Origin of the sequence: Leucobacter chinensis (assembly GCF_019049105.1) — a bacterium.
Taxonomy (GTDB): domain Bacteria; phylum Actinomycetota; class Actinomycetes; order Actinomycetales; family Microbacteriaceae; genus Leucobacter_A; species Leucobacter_A chinensis.
The window spans coordinates 108,714-124,398 of the sequence record NZ_JAHQZR010000001.1; the positions used below are offsets into that span (position 1 = coordinate 108,714).

Here is a 15,685-nt window from a genome sequence, read left to right on the forward strand (position 1 = left end):
TCTGCAATCCACGGGAGTTCGTACGCGACGAACTGAGACTGGGCACGCGTGCTCGTACCGTTCAACCTGATCTGGGTCATGCCAGCGGAGGAAGGAATCTATTGTGGTGTACTCACCAAACCCTCGCGTAACACGTCACGCACTCGTCATCTCGGGCCTTGCACTCACGGGGGCGCTGCTCGTTGGCTGTTCACAGCCAGCAGACACGGGTGATGCCTCGGGTGAAAGCGGCAAAGCGGGCGATACTGTGACGCTCATCGTGCACGACAGTTTTGTGCCAGAAGAAGAGTTCGAGAAAGCTGCGAGCGAAGCGACGGGCTTTGACGTTAAGGTCATCACCGCCGGCGACGGGGGCGAACTCACGAATCAGCTGGTGCTTACGAAGGGCGAGCCACTCGCTGACGCGTTCTTTGGCGTCGATCACATCTTTGCCTCACGGCTCGTCGAACACGAGGTGACTGAGGCATACCTGCCCGAGAATCTTCCCGAGCGTGCGAAGCAATACTCGGTCACCGACGAGGGGGCGCTCACCCCGATTGATGTCGCGGCCACCTGCATCAACGTCGATACCGTCTGGTTTGATGAGGCCGGCAAGAAAGCCCCAGAGACGTATGAAGACCTCGTGAAGCCCGAATACCGTGACCTCACGGTGCTGCTCGACCCCACATCATCGTCGACCGGCGCTTCGTTCCTCATTGGAACGATCGCTCACTTCGGTGAGGAAGACTACCTCGATTACTGGTCATCGCTCGTTGACAACGGCGCCCGTGTTGAACAGGGGTGGAATGATGCGTACTACACGCACTTCACGGGCGGTAATGCCGATGGAACCTACCCGATCGTGGTTTCGTACAGCTCATCACCCGGCTACACGTTGACCGAAGATGGCAAGGGATCAACGACGAGCGCACCGCTCGAGACCTGCTCGAGCCAGGTTGAGTACGCCGGCGTGCTCGCCGGAGCAAAGAACAGCGCGGGGGCGAAGGCCGTCATCGATTACCTGCTCTCGCCAGACTTTCAGAACACCATTGCCGAGACGATGTACGTGTACCCGATCGACGAGAACGCTCACGTTCCCGAAGAGTGGCAAGAGTTTGCTCCGTTGCCTGACGAGCCCAACGACCTCACCGCAACGCAGATTGGCGAGGGGCGCGACGGCTGGCTGAAGGCACTCAGCGAGACCATCGGTCTATGAGGCTTTGGCGGGGAGCGCTCGGGGTCGCCGCCGCGATTCCGTTCGCGTTTCTTGCCCTGTTCTTCCTGTGGCCGGTCGCTTCGCTCGTTGCGACCGGCCTCGGAGGGGGCATCGTGACCCCCGAGGGCGGTATCTTCAGCGTGCTCTCGAACCCGCGCACGGGGCGGGTGATCGGCCAGACGCTCGCCCAAGCGGGAGCGGGAACACTGCTCTCGGTCGTGCTCGGCTTACCCGCGGCTTTCGCGCTCTACCGCATTCGCTTTGCGGGGCAGACCGTTATTCGGGGCCTGCTCACCGTACCCTTCGTGCTGCCGACCGTCGTCGTTGGTGTTGCCTTTCAATCGCTTTTTGGGCCGGGCGGCATGCTCTTTGGGCTCGGGTTTGACCAGTCATTCATCGCGATCGTGCTGGCGCTCGCATTCTTTAACGTCACGCTTGTCGCTCGTATCGTTGGCGGCTTCTGGCAGTCACTCGACGAACGGCCCGAGCAGGCCGCACGGATGCTTGGGGCCTCACCTTTGCGCGCCTGGGTGAGTGTGACCCTGCCAAGACTGCTGCCCGCGATCGGATCGGCAGCGGCGCTCGTCTTTCTCTTCTGTGCGACAGCATTCGGCGTCGTCCTTGTGCTGGGCGGGAAGCAATTCTCGAACATTGAGACCGAGATCTACGGTCTTACCATGCAGTTTCTCGACTTGCAGGGAGCTGCCGTGCTCTCCCTCGTGCAGGCCGTGATCGTGATCATCACGCTCATGGTCTCGGCACGACTGCGAACGAAATACTCAGCTGGTGAGCGCCGCACCTCGGGGGCCGCGAGGCTTGAGAAAGCAGGGCGCAAGCACGCGACCGTGCTCATCGTCTTTGCCGTCACGGTGCTCACGCTGCACGTGCTCCCGATATTCTCGCTCGGGCTGCGCTCACTCAGACGCCCAGATGGGTCACTGACGTTCGACCACTACCGATTTCTTGTCGATCCGCCAGAAGAATCTCCGCTTGCCACCACGGTGCCCCAGGCACTCTGGGTGTCGGTTCGGTTTGCGCTCCTCGCGGCGCTTATCGCGATGGTACTGGGTACGCTCATCGCACTGGTGCTCTCGCGAAGGCCGCGCAGTAAGCCTGCAAAGCGGGCCCAGGGCGCCTACGAGATGTTTGTCATGATGCCGCTCGGGGTTTCGGCCGTGACCCTGGGGCTCGGGCTCTTGCTCACGATGCACAACCCACTCGGCCTCGGTATTGACTTGCGGAGTAGCACCGCGCTCATTCCGGTCGCGCAAACGCTCGTCGCCCTCCCGCTCGTCATTCGCACGATGTTGCCGGTGCTGCATTCGGTGAGCCCCAGGCAGCTCGACGCGGCGACGCTGCTCGGGGCATCGCCCGCACGCGTGTTTCGAACGATCGAGCTGCCCGCGCTCAGCCGTGCTTTCGGGCTCTCAATCGGCTTTGCCTTTGCGACCTCGCTTGGTGAGTTTGGGGCGACTTCGTTTCTCGTGCGCAGCGGCTCAGAAACGCTTCCGGTGGTCATCTCGCAGCTCGTCTCACACCAGGCAGCCTCGAGTTACGGCACAGGGCTCGCCGCGGCAGTGGTGCTCGGTCTCGCAACGAGTGTCGTGATGCTCTTGGCCGAGGGTTGGCGTGTGACCGAACACGCGGGAGGATGGTAACAATGACAGCCAAAACCGGCCTCGAAGTGATGGGGGCAACCGTAACGTTTGACGCAGAAGTGGTCGTGCACGATCTGAGCCTCAGCCTTGCCGAGGGCGAGGTCGTGGCGATTCTCGGGCCATCGGGCTGCGGCAAGTCGACACTGCTGCGTGCGATCGCTGGGCTCGAGCCGCTCGCAGGGGGCAAAATACTGTGGGGTGGCGAAGACCTTGCACGGGTCGCACCACACCGACGCGGCTTTGGGCTCATGTTTCAAGACGGTCAACTCTTCTCTCACCTGAGCGTCGCCGAGAACGTCGCCTACGGGCTGCGGGTCAAAGGCATGGGGCGAGAGCATCGTGCCGCGCGCGTTGCTGAGATGCTCGGCCTCGTGGGCCTCGCCGACGCCGCCGAGCGGCCTGTCACCGAGCTCTCCGGTGGGCAGCAGCAGCGCGTCGCGCTCGCGAGGTCGCTCGCGCCATCGCCCAAATTGCTCATGCTTGACGAACCCCTCTCGGCGCTCGACCGTGAACTGCGTGAGCAGCTTGCGGGCGATCTCGCCACGGTACTGAGGCAAACCCGAACCACGGCCATTCTCGTGACCCACGACGAGGCTGAAGCCACCCGCATCGCCGACCGGGTGTTGCGCATGGCCGGGGGAGAGCTGGTCGCGTGAACCCTCTGCTGCACGCCGAACAGGCGTGGCAAACCCTTGGCAAGCCACGCGCCGGAGTCGTCATCATCGACGGCCGATCGGGGTCGGGCAAGACCTCGCTCGCCGCGTCGCTCGCCCCGCTCATGGGTGCTGCGATACTGCATATGGACGACCTGTACGAGGGGTGGCATGGCTTTCTCGCTGCTCCCGATACGCTCGTTCGAGCGCTTGAAACCGGTCGCTACCGCCGGTACGACTGGCACCTCGGGGCGCTCGCTGAGACACGCGAGCTCGACCGCGATACTCCGCTCATTATCGAGGGGTGCGGATCGCTGACCCGTACGACCCTCGACGCCGCGGCGGTGTTCGGCGGCCAGGTGTTGAGCGTCTGGCTCGAGTGCCCACTCGCCGTGCGCAAGAGTCGAGCCATTGCCCGTGATGGCCAGGTGTTTGCGCCGTACTGGGAAGATTGGGCGCAACAGGAGGCCGCGCATATGATGCGTGAGGCGCCAGAGAAGATTGCCGGTTACCGGTTTTCGACCGCACCCACGTGATAAACGTTATGGCCCAGGCTGTGCATAACGGCAACCCTCGCAGCATAGCTTCGACTAGAATAGGCGGGTGCTTAAGATCGTGGTACTCATCTCTGGTGGTGGATCGAACCTCAAGGCTCTGCTCGAAGCGGCCGATGCCGGTGGTGAACCCTTTGAGGTGGTCGCCGTGGGAGCCGATGGCGACGCGGCAGGTCTCGCCCACGCGACATCGCGCGGTATCAAAACCTTCGTGACGAGGCCTAAAGATTATGATGGAAGGCAAGCCTGGGGTGAGGCCTTCCTCACCGAGATCGAACGCTTCTCTCCCGATCTTGTGGTGAGCGCCGGCCTTATGCGTATTTTGCCCGAGCGTGTCGTCTCTGCGCTTAGCCCAAACCTCATCAATACCCACCCGGCCCTCTTGCCGCTTTACCCGGGTGCCCACGCCGTGCGAGATGCGCTCGCAGCGGGGGCAACCGAGACTGGGGTGACGGTGCACGTGATCGACGCAGGTGTCGACACCGGGCCCGTCATTAACCAGCGGTCTGTTCAGGTATTCCCGAACGAGACCGAAGAAGAACTTCACGAACGGATCAAAGAGGTGGAGCGACCGCTCCTGCTGCAAACCGTTCGTGACATCGCAAGCGGCGCTGTGACGCTTGGCGAGTGAACGAGGAATGACCAACGCCTGAATGTGTGAGGAGAAACACCATGGCAGTTCAGAGTAAAGACGCGTCGCTCTACGAGCATCGCGACACCATTGCGGTGCGGCGCGCGCTCATCTCGGTGAGTGACAAGAGCGGGCTCGAGGAGCTTGCACGTGGGCTCGGTGCAGCCGGCGTCGAGATTGTTTCAACCGGATCGACGGCGCAGCTCATTCGTGATCTCGGCGTTGCCGTGACCGATGTCGCCGACGTGACCGGTTTCCAGGAGGCCCTCGACGGGCGCGTGAAGACGCTGCATCCTGCGGTGCATGCGGGTTTGCTCGCTGATCTTCGCCTTGCCGATCACCGCGAGCAGCTCAAGGCACTTGATATTGAGCCCTTTGAACTCGTGATCGTAAACCTGTACCCCTTCGACGAGACCGTTGCCGCAGGCAAGCCTGCCGCCGACATCATCGAAAACGTCGATATCGGGGGGCCTGCGATGGTTCGCGCTACCGCGAAGAACCACGCGAACACCGCAATTGTCGTTTCTCCCTCTCGATACCCGCAGGTACTCGAAGCGGTCGCCGCTGGCGGCACGGGCCTTGAGCTGCGCCGTTCGCTCGCAACCGAGGCTTTTGTGCACACGGCGCAGTACGACGCATCGGTCGCAAACTGGTTCCTCGAGCAGGAGGAGCTCGGCTGGGCTCCTGCCGATGCGAGCGAGCTTGCCGCAGACGAGGGCGACTCGATTGATCGCATTTTTGAAGATCCCGACGCCTTTGTTGGCTACGAGATCTTCGGGCTGCGTGACTCGGTGCTGCGTTACGGCGAGAACAGCCACCAGCGCGGAGCGCTCTTCACCGAGACTGAGGGCTCGGGCATCGCCCAGGCAACCCAGTTGAGCGGCAAAGAGATGTCGTACAACAACTACGTTGACGCCGATGCGGCGCTGCGCGCGGCGTTCGACCACGAGCGCCCCGCCGTCGCGATCATCAAGCACGCGAACCCCTGCGGCGTTGCCGTCGCTCCTGAATCGAGCACTTCGCCAATCGCCGATGCGCACCGACTCGCGCACGAGTGCGACCCGGTTTCGGCGTTCGGTGGGGTCATTGCGGCAAACCGCGTCGTGACGAAAGACATGGCAGAAACCGTCTCGGCGATCTTCACCGAGGTCATCGTGGCCCCTGGCTTTGAGCCCGAGGCACTCGCGATCTTGCAGCAGAAGAAGAATCTGCGCCTGCTTGTGCTGCCAGAGAACTTCGCACAAAACCCCGTCGAGATTCGTCAGGTTTCTGGCGGCTTCTTACTGCAGGAAGCAGACCGTCACTTCGCTCCCGCTGCCGAGTGGCAGCTCGCCGCGGGCGAACCGGCCGACCAGGCGACGCTTCTCGAGCTCGAGTTCGCATGGCGCGCTTCGCGTGCGGTGAAGTCAAACGGCATCATCCTCACGAAAGACGGCGCTTCGGTTGGCGTTGGCATGGGGCAGGTCAACCGAGTTGACTCGTGCCGCCTCGCGGTCGAGCGCGCCGGCGAAGAGCGCGCTCGTGGCGCGGTCGCCGCTTCTGACGCGTTCTTCCCGTTCGCCGACGGCCTGCAGGTGCTGCTCGATGCCGGTGTGCGCGCGGTCGTGCAGCCTGGCGGTTCGGTGCGTGACGAAGAGGTCATCGCTGCTGCGAAGGAGGCGGGCGTGACCATGTACTTCACGGGTGAGCGCCACTTCTTCCACTAGGAACCCACCAAAGCGGCTGGCAACGCGAAAGCGCTGTTGCCAGCCGCTTTGTACTGTCACGGGGCGCCAGCACGGTGTCCTTCGGTGAGGCGCCCGGGTGAAGTGAGCGTGTTTGCTTGCGCTTCTTGCGTCGGAGGTAGAAGATAGAAAACTGTGCGGGCCTCAGAACCCGCCGGCTACACAGCGCGAAGGGGCGATGAACAAGCCCGGTCGCGATACCTCAAGCGTAAGGACCATCAATGCTGAAATCTGGGCCAGGGCTTGCCAAAGGCGCCACTCTCAAACGTAGTCTTGGCCTGTGGGCTATCGTGGGGCTTGGCCTCGGGTACATGACCCCAACGGTTGTTTTCGATACCTTCGGCATGGTCGCCCGCGACACGAACAACGTTGTTCCTCTCGCATACCTGGTCGCCCTGATCGTCATGATCTTCACCGCCGTGAGCTACGGCAAAATGTCGGGCGCGATTCCCAGCGCCGGCTCGGCATACACTTACGTGCGCGAATCGATGCACCCGAACGTCGGGTTCATGGTGGGCTGGACGTCGCTGATCGACTACATGCTGCTGCCCATGGTCAACTGCCTTATCATTCGCAGCTATCTCGAGGCCATCTTCCCAGCGGTTCCGGGGTGGATCTGGGTGGTGCTGTACTGTTTGTTCGTCACCACGATCATCTACCTGACCATGCAGGGAACCTCGAACGTGAACATGATTCTGCTCGTGTTCTCGATCATCGTCATGATCGTCTTCGTCTTCATGGTCATCGTGCAGCTGCGCGGTGGTGAGGGCATCGGCACGCTCGCGTCGGCTCAGCCCTTCTTCCACGACGGCGTCACCATGAGCGCAGTGCTCATGGGATCGACGGTCGTGTGCTTCTCGTTCATTGGCTTTGACGCTGTGACGATGTACGCCGAAGAGGCAAAAACCCCGAAGATTATGCCGCGAGCCATTCTGCTGACGGTCGTCATCGGCGGTGCGATCTTCCTCATCGCCGGCTACTTCTCGCAGCTGCGCTTTCCCGACTGGAACGTGTTCGCTCCCGGCGGCGACATGCAGTACGTCGAAGACAGCACCCTGCCGCTCATCGGCCAGGAAGTGGGCGGCAATGTGCTGCAGGCCGTGCTCACCGCCGCCGGCTTTGCTGCGACCCTCGCCTCGGGCCTGGCATCGCACGCTTCGGTATCGCGCATGCTGCTCGTCATGGGCCGCAACAACGTGCTGCCGAAGAAAGTTTTTGGGTACATCAACCCCAAGACCCACACCCCGACCTTCAACATCGTGCTCACGGGCCTCATCAGCATGCTGGCCATTGCCTTCACCCTCGAGATGATCGCTGCCTTCATTAACTACGGAGCGCTCATCGCTTTCACCGCGGTAAACCTCTCGGTCATCGCGTGGTTTGCGGTGCGGCAGGGCCGACGCAAGACCCCGAAAGACATCTTCAAGTACATCGTCATGCCTGGTATTGGCATGGTACTCACGGGCGTGCTCTGGGCGCACCTGCACCTTGATGCACTCATCGGCGGCGTCATTTGGACGGTTCTCGGCTTCATCTACCTCCTGTACATCACCCGCTTCTTCAAGCGCAAGGTTGCTGGATTCGATGAGATTCAGCCAGTGACGGGCTACAACAAGGTTCCTATCGACACCGAATAAGCGCGACCCTCTCGCAGTACCTGGCCCCGGCTTGAACGTTCAAGCCGGGGCTTTGTCGTTCACGTGAGTGGGGTGATCCGCAGCAATTCTCAGCGCCTTTACAGCACTTCATGTCGAGCCTTTCAGACAACAGCAAACTACCAGCGCGGTGCCCGAAATGGGGAGTAGTGTGGCAAACGCCGCGCAGGGGCGTGGCCCGCGGCGCCAGGTGCGCAGCTGATTTCGCCCAAGCCGAAAGGATCGACCGATGCCCACACCGCGGCCCCGCGTCGTCACCGTGCTCTGGCACATTCCAGAAAATATCGGTGGCATGACCTCTGCGGCGCTCACTCGTTCATCGTTGCTCGCCGAGCAGGGCTTCGACTGCGAATTCATCGTGTGCGCGCCGTTGCGAGACGCAGCGGCCGACCTCGCACGGCTTGCGGCCCACGAAGCGTTTCCTGCGGGAAGCCGCATCGTGCACCTCTGGGATATCGTTGCCGACACCCCGTGGAAGGGCGCGACGCCTGTCTCTTTCGACGAGCCTTTGCCCGCTGGGGCGACCGGTGTCGAAGAGTGGCATATTGGCGGATCAGTGCGGGTGCGAACGCGCTACGTTCCCGAGAGTTCGACGGTGCTCCAGCGGGATCACATGAGGGCCGATGGGACGGTCGCCGTGATCGACCGGCACGATACCCGCAGCCCTGGAACCCCGGGCGGCCGCAGAGTAACGCTGTGCGGGGATAACGGGAAGCCGGTGAAAAGCTGGAAGAGTATTTGGCCGCTCTATGCCGCCGCACTCGACGAATATCTTGGCGATGAACCAGCCGTGCTCTTTTTTGACAGCAAGGTGACTGCTCAGTTCGGGCAGCGCTATCGCAGGTCGAATGTTGCAACCGTGCACGTCGTGCACAACCTACACCTGGCTCCTGGCAAACGCCCACCGCTCGCCGCGTTGAACCCCAGTCGTGCGCCCATGATGCGCGAGCTCTTTCGATTCGACCGGGTGGTGTGCTCGACCGAGCAGCAACGTGATGATATTGCGGCGCTCGTGAGCCCGAGCCCGACGATTACGGTGATTCCGCCGGCGATTGGCGCTGCGGCTGAGGCGCACGCCGAGAGACGCCCAGGGCACGGGGTAGTGCTCGCGTCACTTGGCGGGCGAAAGCGCCTCGACCACCTCATTCACGCGGTGGCTCGTGCCCGAGACATCGCTCCCGAAGCCGAGATTACGCTCGATATTTTTGGTTCGGGCGACGCCGAGGCCTCGTTGCGTGAGTGCATCAAAGCCGCAGGGCTCGATGAGGCGGTGCGCTTGCGCGGTCACCTCGCAGGGGGCAAAAGCGGGTTTGCCGAGGCGTCGTGGACGGGGCTCACGAGCACGCACGAGGGCTTCGGAATGGCTGTCGCTGAGGCAATGTCTGCCGGTTGCGTGCCTTTCGCTTACGAGGTTCCATACGGCCCCGCTGATCTGCTCGAGTGCTTGCCCGAGAACCTCATTGCTGACGGAGACATTGATGCGCTGGCGCATCGCATCGCGAGTTTTGCCTCTGCATCAGAACCTGAGCGCGAGGCTGCCAGAGAAGCGGTGGTGCGTGCGTCAATGGCGTACCGGCCCGTGCAACTTTCAGAGCGTTGGGCGCATCTCGTCGCGGATCTCGCGAGCGAGCTCCCGCTGGAAGTCCCGAAGAGCGCGTCGAAGCCGGCCCCGATGCCTGCGTCGTTGAGGCTCAAGCGCAGCGACTCGAGCCTCGATATTCGGGCCGAGTACTGGTGGCCCAAACGGAGAGCACTGCCGGGTGTGTGTCTGGGAGTGACCGCAGCGAAGCCAGCTCTCGAGTGGCGTATGCCTGCCGAGGTGCGACGCTTACCGGGCAACCGCATTTCAGCAAGGGCAACGCTCCCTGTAAGGGGGTTTGCGGGCGGGCTCACCGCTCACGAAGCGAGCATTGTTGAAGTGTTTGGCGAGGGCCGTGCCGCTCGTCGTGAGATCGTGCACGAGGGAGTCGACCTTGCTAGTTGCGGCGCGACCGAGACGGGGGTGCGTGGCGTGCGCCGCTGGGTGAAGGCTCTCAAACGAACGCTCACTGCAGGCGTGAGGCGCGTCTAGATTATAAACAGCAGCCGCCGGGTAGCTCGGTTAAGGTGAAGCGATGTGCGCGACGCGCGCGTACGTATCTCACCTGACCTTCAACAGCACATACGTAAATGGCCGCGAAGAACACGTAATCATCGACATCCCTACTCACGCATGATCTGCGATGTTGCACCCTTGAAATGGCGCTTTTGCGTCAGCAGGTTTTCGATGAAAGGGAGAATGCGCGGAGTGTTAGATAGGCAGCTTTCGAAATGGCAGCGATTCCGGGGTGGACGTGCGGTCGCAGCGGCCGCGGCGGTTACTATTGCGCTGAGTGGGATGGCAGGACTTGGCGTGTCTGCCGCTTCCGCTGCTCCCATGCTGAGCGTGGAGAACATAGGACTTGATGCCGATACCGGGCTGAATGGCCAGTTGCAGGCCGAGGCCCTGCCGCCGCTCCCCGAGGCGCGTGTAGAACGGCCAGATGACTCTGAAGTGGTCAATATGCCTGACGCGGCGCTGCGCAAGGCTGTTGCGGCGGAGGTCACTGGTGCGAACGCGAGCGGGATCACCTACCGAGATATCAGGCGTCTTCGCTCGCTCGACAGTAAGAAGTCTGGGATCTCAGACCTCACGGGACTTGAGCATGCCGAAAACTTGGCCCTGCTGAGTATTGACAACAATAATGTCAGCTCACTCGCTCCCTTGAGTCAACTTCCTCTGCTTCGGCAACTCACCGCAAGTAGCAACCCGATCTCAGATATCACGCCGCTTGCGACGCTGCCTCAGATCGACCTGCTCCAACTGAACTTTACCCAGGTGAGTTCGTTAGAACCTCTTCGGAACAACAAGAAGCTGCAGTGGTTGCAGGTGGCTTACACTGATATCGATTCCCTCGAGCCCCTCACCAACCTCACCACGATTCACACGATTTACTTCCAGAATACTGAGGTGTCTGATGTGACGCCCCTGGCGAATTTGAAGCGACTTGATACCATCAGTGCCCCGAGCACTCAGATCGCCGACATTTCTCCGCTTGCAGGACTCGAGCGACTCAGGATTTGTAACGTAAATTCCAGCCACGTCTCAGATATTACGGTTCTCGAGACATGGCCTCGGATCGCTCAGGTGGGCTTCGCGGAACAGACGATCGTTGGTGAGCCGGTTCTGGTGCCGGAGGGAGCGACGACGTTCACGAAATCTAATATCACCTCGATGTTCGGGATGCCATACGGCGAGAAACAGGTTGTTGTTGGAGGCGCAACGCCCACCGCAGACGGCGAAGGCGGTATTTGGCAAGACATAGACGATTCAACGCAAACCCTAGAAGCGAAAGTCTCCAAGCGTGTTGGGCCGACTTCGGCGCTGTTCTCGGCAACGGTCTCGCACCGTGTAGAGCGGGCCGTCTTTACGAATGGTGACCCGGCAGATGCATACGTGGACGAACCATACGAATTTACGTTTCAGACTACTGACGGGTTTATCGGCGCACCGATGGGTGCGAGTGCAGAGCCGAACTCCTACGCACTGGTTTCTGATCTGATCCCAGGAATGACCTTCGATGCCGCTGGCGTGCTTTCTGGCACCCCGCAAACTGAGGGAGCTTTCGAGTTGGAGGTCGTTGCCACTGACCGTCACGGCAACACGCTCTCACATGTCTACGATCTCAACGTGCTCGCCGCGAAGAAAACATTTACGGTCACCTTTGACTCAACTGGCGGCACTCCGGTTGAGCCGATCATGGTTCGCGAGGGGGAACCTGTCGCAGCTCCCGCTGAGCCGACCCGGGCTGGATTCACCTTCGCTGGGTGGAGTACCGTGAAGGGGGAGGAGAACTCATACGACTTCTCTACTCCCGTGCTTGCAGATCTCGAACTGTACGCAGTGTGGAACGCAGACGACGTCGCCCCGAATCCTGAAGACACTGACGATGCAGAGACCGAAACTCCTCACGAGCTTGTGGTAACCGGCGGTCAATTACCGTGGCTGCCCCTGGCTGGTGGCCTGCTCGCTGCTGCTACGGGAGTCGTGTTGCTGACCCGCAAGCGGGCCTGAGCGCGACAGTAGCAACGCTCTGCGGCTGATAAGCCGAGCTTGGCAGGCCCTCTACGAGATGACCTCAGTACTGGCCCTGTGACCAACCAGCATGAAGCCCCGGGCCACAATTGTGAACCGGGGCTTCATGCTGTCACGTTGCCCAACGAGATACCGGCATCCTATGTTGGGGCCTTGGCGACGTCGCTCGTGTTGAATCGAGCGCTAGAGCCTCTAGGGGCCCTAGCGCCAGCGCGATCCCCAGTTCTGCGATTTGCCTGCCGGCGAGATGCGCTGAGCGACACCGCGGGGGTTATCATCGCGCAGCTCTGCTGGCAGGAAGGCCGCCGCCGCATTCTGGTAGGTCACCGGGCGTTGAAAGCGGCTGATTGCGGCAGTGCCTACCGACGTGCTCGTGTCGAGCGTTGTCGCGGGCCAGGGGCCGCCGTGCGTTTGCGCCGGTGAAACAGCGACGCCGGTTGGCCAGCCGTCAAAGAGCACTCGGCCCGCCTGCAGCGTGATCGCTTCGACGAGCTCGGCTAGAGCATCGCGGTTGGCCGTTGACCCTGCTTTCTCATCGACCGAAAGATGCACGGTTCCGGTGAGATTGCCCTCGAAGAGTTCGCTCATAAGTGGGGCATAGGCCGTGCCCTCTGCTACTTCGATGAGTAGCGACATAGGGCCAAACACCTCGTGCGTGAGAGTTGCAGCGTGTTCGCGCAGCGTATCAAGTGACATTGCGACGATGGTGGGTGTCGCCCAGCCCTGGCCCTCATCATCAAAGCGAATGCCGCCCTCGTGCACGGCGCGCACGCCCGGAGTGCTCATGATGAGCTCACGACGCTCGGCGTAGCCCTGCGCGATGCGCGGGTTGAGCAGCCGGTGTTCAGCGACCGGCGTCGCGGCGGTATTGAGCGCGGTGTCGAGACCGTGAGACTCGGGAACAAAGACGAACCCTGGCTTGGTGCACAGCTGACCGGCCGAGCCAGACACGCTCGTGACGTAGCCCTCAGCGATGGCATCGCGGCGTTCGTTGAGCGCGGCCTGGGTGACAAATACGGGGTTGACACTGCCGAGCTCGCCGTAGAACGGAATGGGGGCGGGGCGTGACTGCGCGATATCAGCGAGGGCTCTGCCGCCAGCGATTGAGCCGGTAAAGGCGCCACCCTTAATACGGGGATCGGTGAGCACAGCGATGCCCTCATCGAAACCGTGCACCACCTGCATGACGTGCTCGGGCATGCCGGCAGCAGCGAGCGCCTCGATCATGACCGCTGCGGTCGCATCAGAGAGTTCTGGGTGCCCCGGGTGTGCCTTCACGATGAGTGGGCAGCCGGCCGCGAGAATCGCCGCCGAGTCGCCACCGGGAACCGAGAAGGCGAAGGGAAAGTTTGACGCTGCAAAGTTCACGACGGGGCCGAGTGGAATGTGGGTGCGGCGCAGGTCCGGGCGCACCCCGAGAGCGAAGTGCTCATCGAGCGGATCGACGCGAGCATCAAGGTATGCGCCGTCGACGACCGCGTCGGCAAACATGCGAATCTGTACCGCCGAGCGGGTCACTTCACCACTGAGCCTTGCCTCCGAGAGTCCCGTCTCGCGCATCGCGATGGGGACGAGATCTGCGCTTGCTTCCTCGAGCGCATCGGCCACCCTGACAAGCGCCTTGGCCCTGGCTTCGGGCGTCGTGCGAGCGAAGGGAGTCGCGGCCGCTGCAGCGCGAGCGACGATCTCTTCGAGTGCGGTTGGCAGGGGCGACTGGGCCATGTGAAACTCCTTCGAAAACGGGTATCTCTATTCAACCACTTCGGTGGCTTGAACGCTCGCAAACCGCCGCTGGAGAGGCCTTGCGGTACCTGCTCGGTGAGCTTCGATACCATGGGGGTATGGACATCTTGAAGGATATTTTGGTTGTACTGCATATCATCTGTTTTGCAGTGGTCTTCGGAACGACGCTTGCGCAGCTCACGAACCTGAAAAAGGGCACCGCACAGATCACGAAGGGTGCCTTCCACGGTGCCCTCGGCTTGCTCGTGACGGGGCTCGCCCTCGTCGGTATGGTCTATGCGACCGGCGGTGCGCCGAACAACGCAAAGATCGGCGCGAAGACGCTGGTGCTGCTGCTCCTCATCGTGGTCATCATGGTGAACCGCAAGAAGGAGCGCGTCTCAGGCGGCACTCTCGGCATCATTGCTGGCCTGAGCGCCCTGAACGTCGCACTCGCCGTTATCTGGTAGACCCGTTCTTGCTCTCGTTCGGAGCTTTCGGTAACACCGATAGAACGAAGGCCGCGCCGTCTTGCTGCATCCCATTGGAGTAGTAGGCGACGTGGCCTTCTTCGTTAAGGCTCCGTTGCGACTGACAGATGAAGTCATCGGCGACGCAGAAGCTCTTTGCCCTCGTGGCGTAGTCGTCGAGCGAGCCTTCGGCGCGAGCGAGAAGACCGCTCACCTCGGGTGAGTAGTCGCCCTCACCGAAGGGATCGCTACCCACGAAGCGCGGATCAGCGTAGAGAACGATGGCGCTAATGCGCTCGCTCGCACGTTCGTCAACGACGCCGACGGTCTCGCCGATGAGCCGCCCCTCGGGCTCCTGCAAAGCCTCTCCGACCACGAGCGCACCCTGCGAATAGCCGAGTAGCACCGTCTGTTGCTCTGGGCAGAGGTCAGCTTGTTGGTTGAGTGTATCGACGAGCATGCGTACACCGACGGTCGCGCTCTCTTTAATGTTCCCGTCTGCCGGGTAATCGAGGTCGACGCGCTCAACCTCGCCCTTACGGTCACTGGCAATCTTCTTTGCGACGGGCGAGAGAAGCTGGCGTGACGATGGTTCTCCCGTGCCACGCACGGTCAGCACGAGCGAAGCAGAACAGCCAATCGGATCAACGACCGGCTCTGGCTCGACCTCGACATCGAGTTCTTCTGCCGCTTCGGCAGGTGTCGGGTCTTCGGCGACCTCGGCGAGTTGCTCTGCTGACACCTCTGGCGTCGGGGGAGTACTGCACCCAGCGACAAGAACGGCTACAGCGCCGGCAAGGCTGAGTGCGGTGGCCCGAGTACGTCGTCGCTTGGAGCTACGGCCCCGGGGATGATCAGCCGCTCGGGGGAATACTGTCGACGCTTGCGGCATTAGTTGACGATGCGGGCGAGCTTGCCAATTTCTTTATCGGCCTCGTTGAAGACGGTGAGAATCTCGCCGTCGATCGTTGCCGATTCACCCTTGGAAAGCCAATCGTCGACGCCCTCACAAAACATCATCGTTGAAGCTAGCCCGCCAAACACAATCTTGCCGCCTTCTTCGGTGTAGCTGCCCATGAGGTTGTTGCAGCCGTCGGTGCCGTGCATTGAGCCGTCGTCTTCAAAAACCAACGCCGGGCCCGTGGCATCATCTGGGGTGCCCCAGTTACCGACCACCGACTGCTCTTTGCTTCCTGCGCACGAGACGAGAGCAAAAGAGGCGAGACACAGGGCCCCTGCTGCGAGAATACGTTGTACCTTCATGATCTTTACGATACTCCCTTATCTTGAATGCCCCTCGGGAGCGACT

At 61.7% G+C, this 15,685-nt stretch carries 13 protein-coding genes and 1 riboswitch; of the genes, 10 read left to right on the forward strand and 3 right to left on the reverse strand.

Annotated features, from left to right (window positions below; all coding sequences use genetic code 11):
• Window positions 1-110: riboswitch (TPP riboswitch) on the forward strand.
• From KTJ78_RS00550 to KTJ78_RS13835, 9 genes are all read left to right on the forward strand, one after another.
• Entirely contained in the window at window positions 104-1,195 is a 1,092-nt protein-coding gene (locus KTJ78_RS00550; RefSeq protein WP_369807909.1) for a thiamine ABC transporter substrate-binding protein, read from the forward strand. (Overlaps the previous riboswitch by 7 nt.)
• A complete protein-coding gene (locus KTJ78_RS00555) occupies window positions 1,192-2,853 on the forward strand; it encodes an ABC transporter permease (RefSeq protein WP_217131730.1) in 1,662 nt (553 codons plus the stop codon). Before KTJ78_RS00550 ends, KTJ78_RS00555 begins: the two co-directional genes overlap by 4 nt.
• A 2-nt stretch (window positions 2,854-2,855) precedes the next feature.
• The gene (locus KTJ78_RS00560) at window positions 2,856-3,509 is read left to right on the forward strand and encodes an ABC transporter ATP-binding protein (protein WP_217131731.1); all 654 of its coding nucleotides are present in this window, start codon (window positions 2,856-2,858) and stop codon (window positions 3,507-3,509) included.
• Window positions 3,506-4,042: a nucleoside/nucleotide kinase family protein gene (locus tag KTJ78_RS00565; protein WP_369807910.1), complete on the forward strand. Its 537-nt coding sequence runs from the start codon at window positions 3,506-3,508 to the stop codon at window positions 4,040-4,042. The genes KTJ78_RS00560 and KTJ78_RS00565 overlap by 4 nt, the downstream gene beginning before the upstream one ends.
• Window positions 4,043-4,109: 67 nt before the next feature.
• Entirely contained in the window at window positions 4,110-4,691 is a 582-nt protein-coding gene (gene purN, locus KTJ78_RS00570) for a phosphoribosylglycinamide formyltransferase (RefSeq protein WP_217131733.1), read from the forward strand.
• Between the two features lie 41 nt (window positions 4,692-4,732).
• Window positions 4,733-6,397 (forward strand): bifunctional phosphoribosylaminoimidazolecarboxamide formyltransferase/IMP cyclohydrolase, encoded by a 1,665-nt coding sequence (gene purH / locus KTJ78_RS00575; RefSeq protein ID WP_217131735.1) that lies wholly within the window; start codon window positions 4,733-4,735, stop codon window positions 6,395-6,397.
• 239 nt (window positions 6,398-6,636) lie between these two features.
• Window positions 6,637-8,052 carry an APC family permease gene (locus tag KTJ78_RS00580; RefSeq protein WP_217131737.1) on the forward strand — a complete coding sequence of 472 codons (1,416 nt, stop codon included), beginning with the start codon at window positions 6,637-6,639 and terminating at the stop codon, window positions 8,050-8,052.
• A gap of 247 nt (window positions 8,053-8,299) precedes the next feature.
• Window positions 8,300-10,141, forward strand: coding sequence for a glycosyltransferase (locus tag KTJ78_RS00585; RefSeq protein WP_217131738.1), 1,842 nt, complete (start codon window positions 8,300-8,302; stop codon window positions 10,139-10,141).
• A 321-nt stretch (window positions 10,142-10,462) separates the two neighbouring features.
• The gene (locus KTJ78_RS13835; RefSeq protein ID WP_217131740.1) at window positions 10,463-12,163 is read left to right on the forward strand and encodes an InlB B-repeat-containing protein; all 1,701 of its coding nucleotides are present in this window, start codon (window positions 10,463-10,465) and stop codon (window positions 12,161-12,163) included.
• A gap of 222 nt (window positions 12,164-12,385) precedes the next feature.
• On the opposite strand, the gene KTJ78_RS00595 is transcribed toward KTJ78_RS13835, so the two are convergent.
• Complete coding sequence (locus tag KTJ78_RS00595; RefSeq protein ID WP_217131742.1) at window positions 12,386-13,906, reverse strand: aldehyde dehydrogenase (NADP(+)); 1,521 nt, start codon at window positions 13,904-13,906, stop codon at window positions 12,386-12,388.
• A 119-nt stretch (window positions 13,907-14,025) separates the two neighbouring features.
• Here KTJ78_RS00595 and KTJ78_RS00600 point away from each other — a divergent pair, with 119 nt between their 5' ends.
• On the forward strand, window positions 14,026-14,376 hold the full coding sequence (locus tag KTJ78_RS00600) for a hypothetical protein (protein ID WP_217131743.1): 351 nt from the start codon (window positions 14,026-14,028) through the stop codon (window positions 14,374-14,376).
• Here the strand turns inward: KTJ78_RS00600 and KTJ78_RS00605 are convergent.
• Complete coding sequence (locus tag KTJ78_RS00605; protein WP_369807911.1) at window positions 14,366-15,118, reverse strand: cutinase family protein; 753 nt, start codon at window positions 15,116-15,118, stop codon at window positions 14,366-14,368. The two genes, KTJ78_RS00600 and KTJ78_RS00605, sit on opposite strands and share 11 nt — an antisense overlap.
• Before the next feature lie 149 nt (window positions 15,119-15,267).
• The gene (locus KTJ78_RS00610; RefSeq protein WP_217131745.1) at window positions 15,268-15,639 is read right to left on the reverse strand and encodes an META domain-containing protein; all 372 of its coding nucleotides are present in this window, start codon (window positions 15,637-15,639) and stop codon (window positions 15,268-15,270) included.
• Between the last annotated feature and the right edge of the window lie 46 nt (window positions 15,640-15,685).

What these genes read in the sequence shown, in the direction of transcription:
- purH (WP_217131735.1), top strand. Translation starts at nt 4,733, where the DNA reads ATGGCAGTTCAGAGTAAAGACGCGTCGCTCTACGAGCATCGCGACACC.
- KTJ78_RS00600 (WP_217131743.1), top strand. Translation starts at nt 14,026, where the DNA reads ATGGACATCTTGAAGGATATTTTGGTTGTACTGCATATCATCTGTTTT.
- KTJ78_RS00585 (WP_217131738.1), top strand. Translation starts at nt 8,300, where the DNA reads ATGCCCACACCGCGGCCCCGCGTCGTCACCGTGCTCTGGCACATTCCA.
- KTJ78_RS00555 (WP_217131730.1), top strand. Translation starts at nt 1,192, where the DNA reads ATGAGGCTTTGGCGGGGAGCGCTCGGGGTCGCCGCCGCGATTCCGTTC.
- KTJ78_RS00580 (WP_217131737.1), top strand. Translation starts at nt 6,637, where the DNA reads ATGCTGAAATCTGGGCCAGGGCTTGCCAAAGGCGCCACTCTCAAACGT.
- KTJ78_RS00560 (WP_217131731.1), top strand. Translation starts at nt 2,856, where the DNA reads ATGACAGCCAAAACCGGCCTCGAAGTGATGGGGGCAACCGTAACGTTT.
- KTJ78_RS00595 (WP_217131742.1), bottom strand. Translation starts at nt 13,906, where the DNA reads ATGGCCCAGTCGCCCCTGCCAACCGCACTCGAAGAGATCGTCGCTCGC.
- KTJ78_RS00610 (WP_217131745.1), bottom strand. Translation starts at nt 15,639, where the DNA reads ATGAAGGTACAACGTATTCTCGCAGCAGGGGCCCTGTGTCTCGCCTCT.